The sequence below is a fragment of the Parabacteroides sp. Marseille-P3160 genome (genome assembly GCF_900162725.1).
GTDB lineage: Bacteria > Bacteroidota > Bacteroidia > Bacteroidales > Tannerellaceae > Marseille-P3160.
In genome coordinates this window covers 3,447,088-3,464,556 of record NZ_LT799418.1, presented here as the reverse complement: position 1 = coordinate 3,464,556, position 17,469 = coordinate 3,447,088, and the positions used below count along the sequence as shown (strand labels likewise).

General features: G+C 41.7%; 13 protein-coding genes. All 13 read right to left on the bottom strand.

The annotated features are described in order from the left end of the window. Positions 1 to 20: 20 nt before the first annotated feature. Positions 21 to 266, bottom strand: coding sequence for a GlsB/YeaQ/YmgE family stress response membrane protein (locus tag BQ8014_RS13860; RefSeq protein ID WP_080904863.1), 246 nt, complete (start codon positions 264 to 266; stop codon positions 21 to 23). Positions 267 to 499: 233 nt separating this feature from the next. Next, on the bottom strand, positions 500 to 2,041 hold the full coding sequence (locus BQ8014_RS13855) for a 4Fe-4S dicluster domain-containing protein (RefSeq protein ID WP_080904862.1): 1,542 nt from the start codon (positions 2,039 to 2,041) through the stop codon (positions 500 to 502). Between the two features lie 11 nt (positions 2,042 to 2,052). Next, entirely contained in the window at positions 2,053 to 2,988 is a 936-nt protein-coding gene (locus tag BQ8014_RS13850; protein WP_080904861.1) for a DUF362 domain-containing protein, read from the bottom strand. Between the two features lie 12 nt (positions 2,989 to 3,000). Then, positions 3,001 to 4,887, bottom strand: a complete 1,887-nt coding sequence (locus BQ8014_RS13845) for a TonB-dependent receptor plug domain-containing protein (RefSeq protein ID WP_080904860.1) — start codon at positions 4,885 to 4,887, stop codon at positions 3,001 to 3,003. 11 nt (positions 4,888 to 4,898) lie between these two features. After that, positions 4,899 to 5,297 (bottom strand): phosphoribosyltransferase, encoded by a 399-nt coding sequence (locus BQ8014_RS13840; RefSeq protein ID WP_080904859.1) that lies wholly within the window; start codon positions 5,295 to 5,297, stop codon positions 4,899 to 4,901. 11 nt (positions 5,298 to 5,308) lie between these two features. Then, a complete protein-coding gene (locus BQ8014_RS13835) occupies positions 5,309 to 5,818 on the bottom strand; it encodes an ECF transporter S component (protein ID WP_080904858.1) in 510 nt (169 codons plus the stop codon). A 236-nt stretch (positions 5,819 to 6,054) separates the two neighbouring features. After that, entirely contained in the window at positions 6,055 to 7,755 is a 1,701-nt protein-coding gene (locus tag BQ8014_RS13830) for an FAD-dependent oxidoreductase (RefSeq protein ID WP_080904857.1), read from the bottom strand. A gap of 129 nt (positions 7,756 to 7,884) precedes the next feature. Beyond that, complete coding sequence (locus BQ8014_RS13825; protein ID WP_080905977.1) at positions 7,885 to 9,648, bottom strand: RagB/SusD family nutrient uptake outer membrane protein; 1,764 nt, start codon at positions 9,646 to 9,648, stop codon at positions 7,885 to 7,887. 11 nt (positions 9,649 to 9,659) lie between these two features. After that, complete coding sequence (locus tag BQ8014_RS13820; protein ID WP_080904856.1) at positions 9,660 to 12,977, bottom strand: TonB-dependent receptor; 3,318 nt, start codon at positions 12,975 to 12,977, stop codon at positions 9,660 to 9,662. Between the two features lie 100 nt (positions 12,978 to 13,077). Next, a complete protein-coding gene (locus BQ8014_RS13815; protein ID WP_234998051.1) occupies positions 13,078 to 13,965 on the bottom strand; it encodes a FecR family protein in 888 nt (295 codons plus the stop codon). 51 nt (positions 13,966 to 14,016) lie between these two features. Beyond that, positions 14,017 to 14,607 (bottom strand): RNA polymerase sigma-70 factor, encoded by a 591-nt coding sequence (locus BQ8014_RS13810; RefSeq protein ID WP_080904855.1) that lies wholly within the window; start codon positions 14,605 to 14,607, stop codon positions 14,017 to 14,019. A gap of 94 nt (positions 14,608 to 14,701) precedes the next feature. Next, positions 14,702 to 15,556 carry a sugar phosphate isomerase/epimerase family protein gene (locus BQ8014_RS13805; protein ID WP_080904854.1) on the bottom strand — a complete coding sequence of 285 codons (855 nt, stop codon included), beginning with the start codon at positions 15,554 to 15,556 and terminating at the stop codon, positions 14,702 to 14,704. A gap of 10 nt (positions 15,557 to 15,566) precedes the next feature. Beyond that, the gene (locus BQ8014_RS13800) at positions 15,567 to 17,081 is read right to left on the bottom strand and encodes a Gfo/Idh/MocA family oxidoreductase (RefSeq protein ID WP_080904853.1); all 1,515 of its coding nucleotides are present in this window, start codon (positions 17,079 to 17,081) and stop codon (positions 15,567 to 15,569) included. Positions 17,082 to 17,469: the final 388 nt, after the last annotated feature.

The following is a 17,469-nucleotide window of genomic DNA, read 5'->3' as shown; positions in this document are numbered from 1 at the left end:
CACCTACTTGTCTTTTGCTATTAATTCTTTTTCCTAAATAAAGATAGGATCCATAATAATACAATAGCTCCTATGGTTGACATGACCAACGTTCCCAATATCCCGTTGACACTTAATCCCAATAAGGAGAAAATCCATCCGCCTATTAACCCGCCGATCACTCCTACAATCAGATTGACAATAAGGCCGAATCCGCTACCTTTCATTATTTTACCGGCAGCGAAACCCGCTACGATTCCAATAATAATTGACCAAAGTAGTCCCATAATAAACTGTGTTTAATTGATTAATTCAGATACCTTTTTCACATAAAAATAATTGATGCTAATTTAATCTTTTTATTGAGAAAAAAGAGTCCTTTATGATGAAAAAATCAGTTAACTGAATGAATCCAAACAATTAACTGGATTTTTCAGTCAGTTAACCGAATTCAGACAACTTGTAGTTCCCTTTCCTGTCTTATATATCAGATTATTAATGGCAATTGTACGGATAATAATTAGAATCCGAAGTCATCGATAACGACCTCCTTTTTCTTTTCTTCTTTGAATTCTTTCCGTTGCTGATGGACGTCATTCCCTTCTACATGGATTGCACGGTAGGGACGGACAGGGCAAATATATTCGCAACCTCCGCAGCCGACACAAATTTCCGGATTGATAAACGGGATGGTCAGCCCTTCCTTTTTTGCATAGGGAATCATGGTAACCGCTTGAGTAGGGCAGTGTTCAGCACAGGCTCCGCAATTTGTCCCTTCGGTATGTACCACACAGATTTCTTCATGAAAAGTAACCCTTCCGATCTGCGTCTTGTGTTTTTCTTCTTGGGTGAGGGGAGACAATGCTTTGCTGGGGCAGACTTCCGAGCAAATGGTACAGTTGTAATTGCAAAATCCCTTCTCGTAGGTCATGGTTGGTTGCATGAACCCTTTGAGGCCATATTCCAAAAAGGCCGGCTTAATGACTTTTGAAGGACAGCGGCTGATGCAGAGATGGCAGGCAGTGCAATGCTTCGACAGGTGTTCCATGCTTTGGGCCCCCGGCGGGCAGATCGGATTTTTCCGGATATGATTGCTGTCTCCTGTCGCTGCAGCCAACTTGTCCTTGGCTAATGCGGCTGGAATGGTAAATGCGGTCGCCAAGCCGGTGAGAAGAAACCGTCTTTTTTGCGGATCCGGTTGGGATTTCGTCGGGTTTTCTTTCGAACCTACAGGCAGACGATAGCCTAAGGCATGGGTCGAGCAACTCTCCAGGCAATTAAAGCAGTCGACGCACCGGCTGTAATCGATCTGATGGTTTTTTACGTCGATACAGGATGCTTTGCAGACCATTGCGCAAGAACCGCAATTGGTACAGGCGCTCAGGTTTATCTTTACCTTGAAGAGAGAAAAACGGCTGAGGAATCCGAGGACTGTTCCTACCGGACAGATCGTGTTACAGTAGGTACGCCCTTGCTTCCAAGCCAGATAGCCGATAATCAGGAGGGTAGCTGCGCCTACAATCAATGCACTGAGGCTCAGAAGAACAATTTCCACTTTGTAGAAAGAATAATTATTGAACCGGGTGAAAATGGATTCCAACAGATTATTCCCTTCCATATAAACCGGGCGAAATAAGGCGGTAACCGCACGCCCGTAGGCGCTGTAAGGATCGATTAAGCCCAAGAGTACGGTGAAACCTCCGATGAAGGCCAGGACGGTTATCCCCAGTACGCTCCAGCGGAGGATATTTTTCGCCGGATGGTATTTGTATCTTTTCTTCCTCTTTTTATGGAAAATTTTCCGTCTGGAGAACCAGGCGACTATATCCTGAAAGATTCCCATCGGGCATACGCTCGAGCAGTAAATACGGCCGAAAAGGACGGTCAATATTATAATGACCGCCACTACGACTCCGTTGAGCGCCAGCAGCGCAGGCACAAATTGTATCTTTGCCAGCCAACCGAACGAATGATCCGGGAGCAGGCTTGCAAAATCGAGAAAATAGAAGGTGACTAAACCCAAAAGTAAAGTCGAAATAGCTATGCGAAGCTTCTTCAACATGTTGAGATGACTTATATTTTAATTCGTTTGATATTTAATTTGTCAACATCCATCGTTCCTAATTTCAATTTTTGTCCGTTGGCAAGATGACCGACATGGTCTAAGGGCATATCCCTGACCTGGCTGAAGAATTTGGTGGCCACCGTATCTACTGCGACTATATCCTGTGAAACGAAAAGACCTTTGGTGAGGACTACGTCGGAAGCGGAGCGCCCCTGCGGGCCGTTGGTCTTCACAATCCGATAGGCATCCACTACGTTCAGTACCGGCTTCTTTGAATAGGTACAGATGTCGGCGATACATTGCTGAAGCCCGCTGCTGTGAAAGATGCGCCTGTCCCATACGATCCCCATATAGTTCTTCATAGAGATGCTCATGTTGGCCCCTCCGTGGTGTTTCAATACGGGAACGTTAATCCATGCGTCGCAGTTCACGATGGCCTCATGTATTTTGGCGCTCTTTAGGGTGACGCCTTGCGGAAGTGAAACTTCTTTATAATAAGACTCTTCATGTGCCGGAACGACTGTGGCTCCAGCTGCTTTGGCCGCAGTCTCGATACCGCTGTTCTTGTAACATTTCACCCAATCGTCGCAGGTATGGTCAAAGACCGTGACTTCTTTGGCTCCGGCGGCGAAGCATTGGCGAATGATTTCGGTTATTAACTTCGGATTGGTATTTCCGGCCAGAGAGGGAACCTTATCCCAACCGATATTGGGCTTTACGACCACGCGTGCTCCCTTTTTGATGAACTTCCCCATTCCACCCATTTCGGTGATGGCGCGTTTAAACATGACTTCGGGTTCTCCTCCCAAAACGGCAACGATGTCTATCGGACTTGCTGTAACACTGTCGAGCGTTTGGGAAAGGATTTCCAGACCGTCACTGGCTTTTGCCGTAACGGTTGCGCCTGTAAGAACGAGCGCTCTTAAGAAAAATCGTCTATCCATATAAATAATTTATTAGAATTTTAAGTTGACTCCTCCGAAAACTGTTGCACGGGGCATAGGATAGCCGCTGTTGATTTCATACTTTTGCGCCAGCAGGTTCTCCCCCCGGACATACAGTTCCAATAAGTTTACCGGTCTATAGGCTGCTCTGATATTCCATAAGGTATATGTTTCCTTCATTTCCGCAGCTGGAGCAACGGAAGTATATAGGTCGCGTATGTATTGTATTCCTGTGGATACATCCCATTTGCTTTGCGAGTAGCTGATGTCGGCATAGAATTTATGCCCGGGTGAGGCAACTACTTTGCGCTCCATATGTAGCCAACTGTAATTGGCCGACAAGCGGAGGTGCGGATTGATATGATAACGGCTGGCGAACTCCACTCCGTAGTTCTCGATCTCCCCCGTATTAATATTGAATGGCTTTCCATCCATCATGACGGTTTGGATACTGTTTTCGCCTTTGATGTAATAAAGACTCAGATCGAAAGTCAAGGCCCGGTTCAATAGCCCCTGGGAAGCGGACAGCTCGTAATTCATCAATCGCTCCGGTTTTAGATCCGGGTTGTTCATCGGCGGAAACATGTACATTTCACGGATTGTCGGATTACGGAATCCTTTGCTGACAATTCCTTTCAATACGGTATGATCCGCCGCAAAATAGCTTAGTCCTATTTGAGGCACCCATTCCGTACCCGTTACCGAGTGGTGGTCGATACGAATTCCCCCGTTGAAGGTCAGCTTTTCCAGCAGGCTCTGTTGGAAGTTCAGGTAGCCGGCCACTTCATTCAGGCTTTTCTTTACAGGGTCTGTGTTCGGGCTGTTATCTATGTAGGTATTCCAGGCGTGTCCGCCGAAATGCTGGAAATCAACGCCTGCAGTGGTCTGGTTCCCCTCGAACAGGCGGTAGGTCTGATACAGGGATACGCCCAACATGCGGTCGTCGGAACGGAAGCGTTTGTTCAAAGGAGAAGCTTCCGGAGAGTAGCCGTCATTTATTTTGTGCGAACCGAAGTTGTAAAAGAATTTTAATCCTCCCGAAATATTTTCGTAGTTATTCTCCAGGGAGAAAGAGGTAACGCCTCGCGTAATATCCGCATCGTTGTCGATCAAAGGAGCACTAACCATCCCCGGATTGGAGGCCTTGAAATTTGTCAGGTTAAGATCGGCAAATACATTCCAATAAGAAGACAAATCATAACCTATCTTGGTATATCCGCTGTATTGCTCAAAGTCCATGTCTTTCCGGTGTCCGTCGCTCCGGCTATAGCCCAGAGAAACAAAACTGCTGAATTTACCCGAGCGGACGGCGTTGTTGACTTCTCCGTTAAAAGTCCGGTAAGAACCATACAGAGTGCGGATTCCAGTTTGTATCCCGTCTTGCTTTTGTTTTTTTGTAATAATATTGACAACCCCGCCCATCGCATTCGAACCGTATAATACGGAGGCCGGGCCACGGACAACTTCCACCCGCTCGGTCATCAGCGATTGATAGGAGTCTGCCAGCGGGTGCCCCATCAATCCCATATATTGCGGATGCCCGTCGATCAGGATCAGCAGTTGGGCGGTAGGACTTCCTCCGACTCCCCGAATGGTCATGCCTCCGGCCGCACCGGTGGACACGCCGTATCCCATAATTCCGCGTGACGTAACAAAAAGCCCCGGTACTTCTTCCGTAATAACGGGTAGGATAGAGGGGTTCCGTCTGTTTTCTATTTGTCCTGATTCCACGACGGAAACGCTCATTGGTAGATTGTTAAGGCTTACGGCCGGCCGGCTTCCGGTAACGATTACTTCTTCCAGGCGGACAGAATCCCGTATAGCTGTGTCATTTCCACTGGCATAAATGAAATGTACGGTTACTAAAAGTGCCACAGTTATATGTATTCTTCTTTTCATTAATTTCTTTATTATAAGATCCAGGGAAAGGGAAAGCAAGCTTCGTCATATAGTGAATAGTCCGCTTTCCCGTTTACGGCAAAAGTTTTTATCCGTTTGGCTCCTTCAAGCAATTTACAGGCGAAGGCAAGGGAAGCGCCTGTCTTTACCCGGTCATCGACCAGCAGAATCGTTTTCCCTCTGAATTCAAAATCTACCGGAGCCACCAGCTGGGGGTGTTCGTATTTGGGGCGTTGCTCGCTATCCCGCAAGTTGATTTTCAATAACCGGATGTCTACATTCAACCGTTGGTTCAACAGTGCGGCAGGGATGATCCCTCCGTTGGCAATGGCGACAATCAGATCGAACCTTTCCGCAAATGTCTGTTGAAGGAAACGTTCCGATACCTCCTCCCATGTCTTTCCAACCATCGTTTTCCCGATTATAATTTAGAGATGAGTTTCAAGACAAGATAACCGCCGCCGATTTGTACAAGCATACCGGGTATTCCTATGCGGAAATCTTGTATGGCTATCATCCAGTCTTTTACTATCGCCCATTCGATCAGGGTTCCTGCCAGTTGATAAGTAAGAACGGCACCTGCAATTGCCCAGACGGATACTTTCTGAAAGCGATAGGCAGCATAGGCCGCGGCTCCGGCCAAGAGGACGGATTTTACTAATATGGCCGGTAGTATAGCTGTGGGCGGCATTCCAAACAGAAGGCTGTTTATGACAGGCGATAAGACCGCCGTAAGCAACCCGACTCCCAATCCGTATTTATAGGCAGCAATCAGGGTAAAGAAATAAATAGGCAACCACATCAAACCTCCGCCTGGAATCAGGTGACATAATTGGGGAAGGATAATATTTCCTGCGACAAAAAGAAGTGCAAACAGGTAAGTTTTAACCTCCTTATAAGTCAAAGAATAAAGTTTCGCTATTGTCTCCATAGTATATAAATGAAATGATTATTATTCAATGCCTGCCAATACCTTTACTTGCTTCCCGATTTCGTCATATCTACGGTTTGCAAGTCTGGATGATAAACTGATAAACTGATGCAATACTACCTAATATTCGGTTAATTTGCAAATGAATATTCTTTTTTGTGGAATTTTAATCTTTTTGATTGATCTAACTTTACCCTAAGAAGATAGTGACTAGAAGTCTTCCTATACTATGTAAATCATAGATGCCAATCCGTTTCTATACCCTGATTACGTATCTTTTGTTGAAAATCGGCCAATAGATCTTTTTTCTCCCGGACAGCGCGTGGCAATGTTTTCTTTAGCATAGCATAATGCACTAATAAACCGACAGCTTCTCCGATTCCCCATTCAACCGGATGCACACGGTAGCAACCATTCGTAAGATGTGTCGTTCCTATATTCTTATTGGCAGGCAGTAGATTTTCTATACGCTGTGGAATCAGGGCTCCCAAAGGAACTTGGAATGGTAATGAATCAATATCAATATAGTTATTTCCTCTACTACTTGGGTGTAAATCAATACGATAATAACCAATCCCTACGCTATCATAAAAATCAGCCGCATTATTTTTACCAGAAACTTCCAACCGATTCTCTTTACCTATATGCTCCTCTAAGATTGTAAAAAGAGCCTTTATCCTGCGTGATTCGCGAACATAAGGATATTTAGCCATACCATCTTCGGTTCCCATGACGTCACCGCGCAGACGTAACCCTGGCCACCCTTGACCACCATCAGGACGAGGTACTTCGGTTTGCAACCAATATAAAAGAGATAAATTCAACTGTTTTGCCTGTGCTACATGATGCTTAAATTCCTTCTCGGATTGATCCAGATTTCCCAACATATAATCATTTTGGGGCCAGTTGATAATTGAGATATCACTATGGTAACTATCCGGGTTAAAGTTACCTTTATGGATTATTCGGCGGTAATTCCACAGATTAAGTATATCTCCGGTCGGTATGCCTTCGGGATGAAAACCTAACGATTGAGGAATCAATGTTGACGCTTGCCCATAGGTAAGGCTCAGCAAAGGCCCTGGCCAAGCAGGAGTTAGCGCAGGAATATAATGACGCCAGAAATCATACTTCTCCGGTTTATCAATAATGTGATCGACTCCTTTCTCATAATCCAGCGCAAAACAGACAGTAAATGCTTGCTGATTTTGAGGATCCGCTTTTTCAGGTGCATGCATTTCCTTTGTTTCCGATTTGGATTCTGTTCCCGTTTGATATTCAACCTTTGCCAGAGGTAACAAATCGCCCAGTTCGGTAGCGTCTATGAAATATGGAGCTGTTAATACCACTTCATTTTTACAGCGGGTATCGATTACTTTTAATGCCCGAACCTTATCACCCTCTACGTCGGCAGCAATAGCTTTATGTTCTAATAGAAGCGTCAGTTTCCCCGAACTAATATAAGGATTCAGCATTTCGTACAGAACAGCCAAAGCCACCCGGGGCTCATGACACAAACGAGAGACCCAACCGTCGCCGGGATTCAAATACTTCCGGTTACGAGCTTCCTCTGTCAACGGATAGTTACGAATATAATAATTGCGTACAGCGGTCCGGAAATCCCGGTAAAGTTGTGTCGCACCGTGTGTCTCGATCCATTGATGTTCGTCTGGAGGAACACCCTGTTGGGTTATTTGTCCTCCGATCCAATCGGTTTCTTCAGTAAGTACAACGGTTAATCCGTTTCGCAAAGCGGCCAAAGCCGCTGCACACCCACCTAATCCTCCACCAGTAATAACTACATCGGCAGATAATTCCTTCCCTTTTTTTGTCTTCTGTACAGCCGAAAAGGAACTTCCAGAGGTCAGAAATAGGGGAAGAGTAGACAAACATCCTCCGGCCGCGGTAACTTTAAAAAAATCTCTACGTGTTATCATAATTTGTCTATTTATGTACTTTTTTATAGATCTAAATAGTTTATAAGGAAAAACAACTGAACCGAAAAGGTTATGTCCCTCTATCGGTTCAGATCATTTTTCCGATCTTACATCGATTCATTAATACTTTTAATACCCTTCATTCTGGGTAATATTTGGATTACGATCTATTTCTAATTGTGGGATAGGCCATAAATTAAACTTCTTATCCCAGAAACGATTTCTATCACGAACCTTTAATTTATCTTTGTATGCATCATATGTAGCTATATTATTCAAATCATGACGTTCCGACTTTTTGAAATTAGGTATATTACTGGAAGTCATGCCTTCATAACGAATATCAGATAAAGGAAGCCCGTAGCTCGGTTGTCCATTTTCCAAATCACCGATATCCCACCTTCTCATATCCACTTGGTGAAGCCCTTCAAGTGCAAATTCAACTTTACGTTCATTACGAACTAGCTGGCGCATTTTTACTTGATTCCCAATTCTGTCGTCTGAAACATTGGGCATACCGGAACGATTACGCACTTGATTGATTGCATCATAAACGGAATTGTCCAATTCATTCAGTTCTATTTTTGCTTCTGCATAAGTCAATAGCACTTCTGCATAACGCATTATAGGGACATTACACGTTTGAGCACTTATATTTTCAGCAATTTCATTGCTGAATTTAGCCCAAATATATCCTGAACCAGCATTACAAAAGCTGGCCCAAGCTGCGGCACTATTAATATCTGCATTGTTTTTTAAGACCCACTGTCCTGAAGAGAAATCATAAAACTGAGTCTCGTTATCATATGCATTCAAAACCTGCCGTACAATAGATCCATTGTTTACAGAGACCGTATCGCCATGCATCCACAGCGTTGAATGGAAACGCGGATCCCTGTTCCTTTGAGGATGTTTCGGATCATAAAGAGAGGATTCATCTATTCGTTTTCCATCAATACATTCATAGGCATCGGCTAACAGCATAGCCGGATGTCTCCCTGTTTGTCCTGTGTTTCTGGAAACTTGTCCGAATGCAATCATATGAATTTGTCGTGAACCTTGATTTGAATACATTAATTCAAACAACATCTCATTACGGACATCTGCTTTCGCCTGGCCTGTAATGTTAAACAAATCATCAAATGACTGAGCTAATCCTCTTTGTCCGATTACTTGTTTCGCAGCCTCTGATGAAATACGGAAATATTCACTTCCTTTACCTCCGTAATCCAAACTTCCCGCTAATAAGGCTGCACGTGCTTTTAATCCATATGCAACTGCCTTATCGACACGTCCTCTTTCTGTGGCCGTCCAAGGCAAATTTGTTGCAGCTTCTTCCAAATCACTTAGTATAAAATCAAGAATATCCACTTTTGAGGTTTTAGGATCTTTATATTGATCGACAGTGATAGGAGAAATAAAGAATGGAACATCACCGTAAGTTGCAATCAGGTTATAATAAGCAAAGGCTCTTAATACCCGTACCTCCGCAATATATTGGAGTGCCTTACCTCCTATGCCATCGACATATTCACTTGATCCATATATTACAGAATTCGCCCTGGCTACTAAAACATATAGCATACTCCAAAATGATTGAACGCTCGAGTTATCAGGATTTAAAGCACCTCCTGCACCGATAGTTGTATTCTCGGCCCGTTCCATGGCTAATCCCGTATAATGGTCCAGATAGACATTAAACGGAACCATATAAGCAAGACTCATGTATAAATAGTTATATACACCTGAAGTTCCGTTTTCAATAGCTGCTTCTGATTTGTAAAAACCTGAAGAAGAGTAATCAGAAGGTTCTCTATCCAGAAAATCAGAACAAGACACTAAGATTAATCCTAAGGTTATCCATAGGGCTATATTATATAAAAACTTTTTCATATCCATATTTTTTAGAAACGAAGATCCACACCAAAAGTAAAAGTCTGCATTACAGGGTAAAAATTCCCATTGTTTACATAATTTTCAGGATCATATCCTTTATACGCACTACATAGCGTAAATAGATTTTGCCCACTGACATAAAAACGCAAATTCTCTATTTTCAATTTGTTTAAGGAGCTTTTAGGTAAACTATAGCCTAAAACGACATTCTTCAAACGCATATAAGCACCACTTTTTATCCAAAAGTCAGAAACTATATTATTCGGATTATTCCCCGAACCATCAATTAAGAGAAGCGGAAACTCTGCATCTCTATTATCCGGAGTCCACGTATCCAATTGATTTTTGAAAATAGTACGCCCTACATAGAAAGGACGAGCCCCTGATCCTGTATATAAAATATCTTTTTTACCTACTCCCTGCAAGAAAATGGAGAAATCAAACCCTTTCCATTCGGCTCCCATATTTAAACTGAACTCATAACGTGGATAAGGATTCCCTATTACCTGACGGTCATCATCGGTTATCGAACCGTCGGGTACTCCATCCGGTCCACTTATGTCTTTATATCTTATATAACCTGGTTTTACATTATCTTTATTCCCTCCATAAACCGGTGAGTCATCAATCTCTTGTTGATTTTGAAAATATCCATCCGAAACATAGCCATACCATGAATTAAGCGGCAAACCTTCTTTTGTAATCTGTGTGCCAATATATTCATTTCCATACAGATTAGTAACCTTATTTTTTACATCCGACAGGTTACCTGTAATATAATAAGATACATCGCCTGTACGATCTCTCCATGTAACAGACAGATCCCAACCATTATTCCTCATAGATCCGGCATTTTCCCATGGAGACGATAAGCCCACAAACATAGGGATTGGAAATTGCTGTAACATATTGTTTATATTACGAACATAATAATCGAAATTAAAACTTAATCGGGAATTAAGTATGCTTCCGTCAACTCCTATGTTTAACTGCGTAGATTTTTCCCATGAAATTTTTTCGTTCGCGACCTGTGTTTGGGCAACACCCGTACCTAAAATCTTATCAAACCAATATCCATATCCTGAACTAATAGAGGCAGCATACGGAAAATAAATTGCATTACCATTGATCACAATATCTTGATTTCCTAATGTTCCGTAGGATGCCCTTAGTTTCAAATCATTTACAGCAGTCTTTATTGGCTCAAAAAGGGATTCTTCCGAAATTCTCCATCCTGCAGATACGGAAGGGAAAAAGCCCCAACGATGACCTTCCATAAAACGTGAAGAAGCATCCCATCTTCCATTCAATTCCAAAAGATATTTATCTGCAAATGTATAGTTCATACGAGCAAAATAAGATAACATAGCCCATTCCGAACTTCCTCCGGAGTTTGTTGCTGTTGATATATCACCATGGTTTAGCTCCTCAAAACCCTCAAATTCATATCCCTTACGACTTGCTCCAAAACTGCGGATTTTTCGTTCTTCTGTTTGCATACCTCCCAATACCTTAAAATAGTGCCGGGATAATGTTTTTTCATAAGATGCTTGCAAGTTAAACTGATTGGTTATCGTCTGACTCCATGATTCATTTTTATAGGTCCCTGTGGCAGGATAAGAAGTTTTAAATACTCCATTTTCATAGGTATCATAAGGTTTAATGAAATAATCAGACTTATATTCTACCTTCCGGCTACTGTAACTCGCCAATGTTTCGAAACCGGCAAAAGGATTTATCAACGCAAATCCTTTAATACCCAATTCGGGGGTTATACCGGTATGAACGCCACCCGCTTTTGATACGGCAATTGGATTATCACCATTTTGTCCAAACCCCCATGTTCCATCATCATGCAGACCGGAAAAAACCGGGGTAAATGTCAGCGCCTTACTAATAATTCCTTCTGGTTCCTCCATGCTGGGACGCTTAGCTTCAGATTGGCGTATATTAACATCGACTCCAACCTTCATCCATTTAGTGACTTGTGCATCCGTATTTAAACGAAGGGTCATACGGGAATAATCGTTATTAGAAATTTGACCGTCTTGGTAATAATATCCGGCATTTGCAAAAATACGAAATACATCTGATCCTCCACTTAAGCTCACCGAATGATTATGAACGAGGGAAATATCTTTTATTACCTCTTTACGCCAATTTGTATCATAATAATTGAGGTTATCTGCTCCTTGTGTTTTGTAGATATTAATAATTTCGGCTGAATACTGAGGGTCTATGTCTGCATTTGCTCGGGCTACATTTACAGCCTCCATATATTCAATTGCATTTACCGGGTCAGGCATAGATGTCGGAGTATTAAATCCGACATATCCATTGTAAGAGACCTTCACACCTCCTTCTTTTGCCCGCTTTGTGGTTACAAGAATAACACCATTGGAAGCACGTGATCCATAAATAGAAGCAGAAGCAGCATCTTTCAATATAGAAATAGATTCAATCGCATTCAGATCTATATTGTTGATGTCTCCTTCGACACCGTCAATTAAGATTAACGGGCTAGTTGATGAATTCATGGAACCTGTCCCACGGATAGTGATGGAAGAACCGTCGCCTCCCGGTCGACCGGATGATTGTACGACAGAAACGCCCGGCACCAATCCCTGCAAGGCGGTAGAAGTATTCGATAAACTGCGTCTCGTCAAATCCCTACTCGTGACATTTTGCACGGCCCCCGTTAGGTTAACTTTTTTCTGTGTTCCGTATCCTACTACGACCACCTCATCCAATTTCTGCATATCTTCTTTTAAAGTCACAGGAATCGAAGATTTATTTTCCACCTTTATCTCCTGTGTGAGATACCCAACATATGAAAAAACAAGTACAGCATCTTCGGGGATATTGGTTATTGTATATGATCCGTCTGCATCGGTAATAGTCCCAAGAGAAGTCCCCTTGACATAAACATTTACTCCGACAAGAGGTTCACCTTGCTGGTCTACCACCGTTCCAACAATCTGCTTTTTTTGCTGTAAACTATGGCTTTTAGTGACAGTTTTATTGGTTAATACAATATGATCACCCACTATTTTGTAAGTGATTGAAGTTCCGGCAAAAAGTTTATCCAAGACTTCTTCGACGGTCTTCTCGGATATCTTCACATTGACCAAATCATTCAGATCAACTTGATCGCTGTTATAAAAAAAACGATAAGTACTCTGTCTTTCTATCTCCCGGAATACCTCAGTAATACGTCCTTTACTGATGTTAAGGGAAATCATCTGGACAGCAGCGTAGACAATCTGCAACTGGAAAACTGTCAAATACAAACAGACAAAAATGAGTTTTTTCCAATGATTTTTCATGATTTACTAATTTAAGATTACAATATAAAGCTGTTAAAAATAGAGAGGCATTCGTAATACTTCATACATTTATCATAGGCAGTTCTGTTTTTTAATATTGTCATTTTATGAAAATAGTATCTTTCTTTATCTGATAATTTATAGACGTATTTGTCTTTATCACTTTCATTATTTCCTGAATAGTTTCGTGATCCCGAAAGCCTCCACTAAAACGTAAATCCTTTGCCGTATGGCTTTTATAGCAAAATATAACATCATAGTTTCGCTCCAGTATCTTTGTTATATCCTGTAAGGACATCATTTCGAAAGTCAGACTTCCTTTATGCCATTGAGTATTCAGACATTCATTACAAAACCTTTTTTCTATTAAGCTTCGTCTCTTGTCATAGACGGCTATTTGATTAGGTTCCAAAAAGGTCTCTTCTTGTGTTGATGTCGACCGAACTACTACTTGCCCACTATATAGGGTCGTCACGAGTTGTGTATCTTCGGAATAAGCCGAAACATTGAAAGAAGTCCCCACTGCCTTGATTTCTACACCGTCGGCCTTTACGAGAAAAGGTAAGTCTTTATCTTTCGCCACGTCAAAATAGGCTTCCCCTTTCAGGTAGACCGTCCGGTTATCAATTCCGTAGGAAGGGTTATATTCCACCGTGGTATAAGAATTTAACCTGATCCTTGTGCCATCCGGTAGTTCGATAGAACTTTTTTCTCCTTTATCGGTATGTAATTTGTAATGAACGGATGTCCGTTCAGGTTCTTCTCCTTTAATCAACCCTCGTATAGGAAAAGAAAGAAGTATCCCGCTCACGATTGCGGCACCATACTTTAGAAAAGTTATAAACCGGCTTTTCCGGTAGGATAAATAGGGTTGCGTCTTTACGTTTATTTTTTGTAAAAGGCGTTTCCATTCAATTTCGGGGTCAACCTCGTCTTCAAAACATGCCATAGCAATCCGCTTAATCTTTTCTTTCTCTTTCGATTCCACGTTTTCTTATTTTTCATCTTTTATATGAGACACACTTTGAGATAAGATTACTTACATAAGAAATAAAATTATCAATCCTATCAGATTTATTGCAAGATGATTTTTTAATTTGGTTTTGAATATTTTCAATGCACGATAAATCTGGGTATCTACCGTTCTTACGGAAATAGCAAGGATTTTGGCTATCTCTTTATTTTTCAAGCCCTTTAGTCGGCTCATAATGAATATCTTTTTGCATTGGAGAGGAAGTTCTTCAAGAATAGAATAAATGACATGCTCTAATTCACGGTTTTCTATTTCTACATCGGGAGTACAAGAAGAATCCGGGCAATCTACTTTCCCATTCTCTGTCTCGAAATACGACACATTCAAGTGAGCGGAACGAAGATAATTCAAACATTCATTCTGTACCGAACGGAATAAATAGGCTTTTACAGAGACCTCAATGGAAATTTCCTCCTTTTTATCCCAAAAACGAAGAAAAACATTTTGTATTAAATCTTTGGCATCTTCCGGACTGGATATATACTTACGACAATAGAAATATAAGGGAAAATAAAGGGTATTAAACACTTGGTTGAATGTTGTTAGATTACCCTCTTTGAGGAGTTGTATTATCTCTTTCTCTGCTTGTTGTGGCATATACCTATTGCTTTAAAAAGGAATATACACGAACCGGGAAAGATTTCACTTGCTTCCGATCCGTGTAAATTCATGATAGCTCTATTCTAAATTATCAAAATAACTCATCGACAATTTGATTAAAATATTCTATACACTTTTTTATATCAGGCACGGAATTGTCCCAATTATATTCATATTCAATAGAGAATACACCTTTGAATTCTTGCCTTTTGAGTTCTTTCAACATCCCTTTTACATCCAAAATACCTGTCCCCCAGATCACATCATGCTGTTCTTGCTCTCCGTCTTTCTTATCGGCTATATCCTTAAAATGCAGAGACAACACACGCCCTTCCAGTTTTTTCAGGCAGTCGATTTGGTTGAGTCCTTCACGGCGCCAATGCCCCACATCAGCACAAGAACCTATTAACTTGCTCCGTCCTTGGATCGCCTTTAGCAAATAATCCGGATTCCAATACGTAGAAGGTTGAGGATGGTTATGAACTGTCACCTTTATATTATATTGCTTGGCTAGGCGTTCTACCAAATCCCAGTCTTCCATCGCAGGCTCACAGGAAATAAACTCCAGGTCCATCGACTTGGCAAACCGGAACATTTTCTCCCAATCCGAAGACTTGTCGGCAACATAAACCCCACAGCCCACAATTTTAATTCCTTTGGACGACGCCAGTTTTTTGATCTCTTTCTGCGTAGCTACATCCAAATTAAAATCAAACACTTTATCGCCCCATTTACCGCCTAATTTATGTCCCGGATAAATCTCAATGTTCTTAACTCCCAACTCTTGTGTCTTATCCAAAGCTTCTACTAACGAAAATTTATGAAAGGAATAGGACTGTATTCCTAAGCGCCAACCGTTTTTCTCCGCTTTTGTTTGTGCAGCAGCCGGCAATACAAACAAAAAAGACAGGAGCAAGATTCCGATTTTATATAAATACTTTTCCATAATTAATTTATTATTTAGGCATTTCTGGTAATGAAAATCCATTCTGATAGGTATGTTTAATCCATTCGGCAGCCATTTCAGCCGCATTAAATTCGGCAAAACGGCGATCAAAACGTGGATCCCCGTCGATGACCTTAAAATCATCTACCGTCACGATCTTTATCTTGTCGGTAGGTGAAATATTGGTGAAACGCATATTTTCACCATCCCATTGCAATTCGCGGTGTAATCCTTGGAGGCCGGATAAGCGAACCGCCAGTACTCCCATGACTACCATTTCATTAAATGGCCCCGAGAATTGGAAATTGGAGGATGCTTCCACTCTGTTTTCGGGAGATTCCTTACAGGCGCGGATCCAATCCTGCTCATGGGCATTCGTGTCCCAGATATTCCCGTTACCTCCTTTTATACGCGGAATAGAAGGTTTGGGCTGATTAAAATGTTCCATATCGGAGAAAGGAAGTAAAGTCGGATTCATTCCATAACATCCCGTCATCAGTTTGCCCTTGGTCCCGATAAAGATAATTCCTCCGTTTTCATCTCCCATCATTTGTCCATCTTTTAATTCTTCCGGGCGAGGAGGCATCAAGCCACCGTCATACCAATAGACCTTTACTTCCGGCATCTTTACATTTCCTTTGGGGGGACGGGATGGGAATGTGTATGTAACAATCTGTGCATGAGGAGGTGAATATAGATTACTCAACGTGGAACTTCCGATAACACTCGTTGGATATTTCAGATCGAGCGCCCAATATAGAGGATCCATAATATGGCATGCCATGTCGCCTAAGGCGCCGGTACCGAAATCCCACCAGCCCCGCCAATTCCAAGGCGTATATGCCGGGTGATAAGCCCGCTTGGCGGCCGGTCCTATAAAAAGATCCCAATCCAGCGTACCGGGTATCTTATCTTTTTCTTTAGGTTCTTGTAACCCTTGCGGCCAAATCGGCCGGTCTGTCCAGCAATGTACTTCGTAGACTTCACCAATTACCCCCGATTGAATCCACTCGGCAATCTGTCGGCACCAATCAAAAGAATTACCTTGATTTCCCATCTGGGTGGCGACTTTGTATTTCTTCGCCAACTTCGCCAACAAACGGGATTCATACACCGAATGTGCTAATGGTTTCTGCGTATAACAATGTTTGCCGAGAGTGATGGCATGGGAGGTTACGCCAGCATGCGTGTGGTCGGGAGTAGCTACCATAATCGCATCAATCGATTTTTCCATCTCGTCAAACATTACTCGCCAGTCTTTAAAACGCTTTGCTTTTGGAAAATCCTTAAATGTTTTATCCGCATAATGCCAATCTACATCACAAAGCGCTACGATATTTTCCGTCTTCATATTCGCCAGATTACGACGCCCCATACCTCCTATACCTATTCCGGCAATATTCAGTTTGTCACTCGGAGCCGTATAGCCAAAAGATTTGCCCAAAACCGATCCCGGAACGATCGTAAGTCCTGCGGCTGCAACGGCCCCTGTTTTTAAAAAATTTCTTCTTGAAATGTTTCTCATAATTCAATTATTTAAGCGTTAATAACGATTACTATATTGTTTAAAATATATTGAAGCCTTCGCTATCATGGATTTATAACGGGATGTATTTTTTGAAATAGTGATTTAAAAGGGAATCATCATATTTATAGATAATTCCATCTTTTACCCCTATCCTTAAGTTAGTACTCCATTATTACTTTACAAGGTACAATGATTAATATATGACACGTCAAAAATAAAAATTACTTACAATAATAGAGTATATTTTAAATTAATTAATTGAAATCAAGTAATAAACTTAAACTTATTTTGTATATTTAATCACTGCTGTCCCATTAAAATCGCAAAATACTCTTTGAAATATTTGAAATTTAGTCAGCTACAGATCGAGATTTAATTTTGCTCT

Bases quoted from the DNA above. Each gene is read 5' to 3' on its own strand.
- BQ8014_RS13860 (WP_080904863.1), bottom strand. From the start codon at position 266: ATGGGACTACTTTGGTCAATTATTATTGGAATCGTAGCGGGTTTCGCT.
- BQ8014_RS13855 (WP_080904862.1), bottom strand. From the start codon at position 2,041: ATGTTGAAGAAGCTTCGCATAGCTATTTCGACTTTACTTTTGGGTTTA.
- BQ8014_RS13850 (WP_080904861.1), bottom strand. From the start codon at position 2,988: ATGGATAGACGATTTTTCTTAAGAGCGCTCGTTCTTACAGGCGCAACC.
- BQ8014_RS13845 (WP_080904860.1), bottom strand. From the start codon at position 4,887: ATGAAAAGAAGAATACATATAACTGTGGCACTTTTAGTAACCGTACAT.
- BQ8014_RS13840 (WP_080904859.1), bottom strand. From the start codon at position 5,297: ATGGTTGGAAAGACATGGGAGGAGGTATCGGAACGTTTCCTTCAACAG.
- BQ8014_RS13835 (WP_080904858.1), bottom strand. From the start codon at position 5,818: ATGGAGACAATAGCGAAACTTTATTCTTTGACTTATAAGGAGGTTAAA.
- BQ8014_RS13830 (WP_080904857.1), bottom strand. From the start codon at position 7,755: ATGATAACACGTAGAGATTTTTTTAAAGTTACCGCGGCCGGAGGATGT.
- BQ8014_RS13825 (WP_080905977.1), bottom strand. From the start codon at position 9,648: ATGAAAAAGTTTTTATATAATATAGCCCTATGGATAACCTTAGGATTA.
- BQ8014_RS13820 (WP_080904856.1), bottom strand. From the start codon at position 12,977: ATGAAAAATCATTGGAAAAAACTCATTTTTGTCTGTTTGTATTTGACA.
- BQ8014_RS13810 (WP_080904855.1), bottom strand. From the start codon at position 14,607: ATGCCACAACAAGCAGAGAAAGAGATAATACAACTCCTCAAAGAGGGT.
- BQ8014_RS13805 (WP_080904854.1), bottom strand. From the start codon at position 15,556: ATGGAAAAGTATTTATATAAAATCGGAATCTTGCTCCTGTCTTTTTTG.
- BQ8014_RS13800 (WP_080904853.1), bottom strand. From the start codon at position 17,081: ATGAGAAACATTTCAAGAAGAAATTTTTTAAAAACAGGGGCCGTTGCA.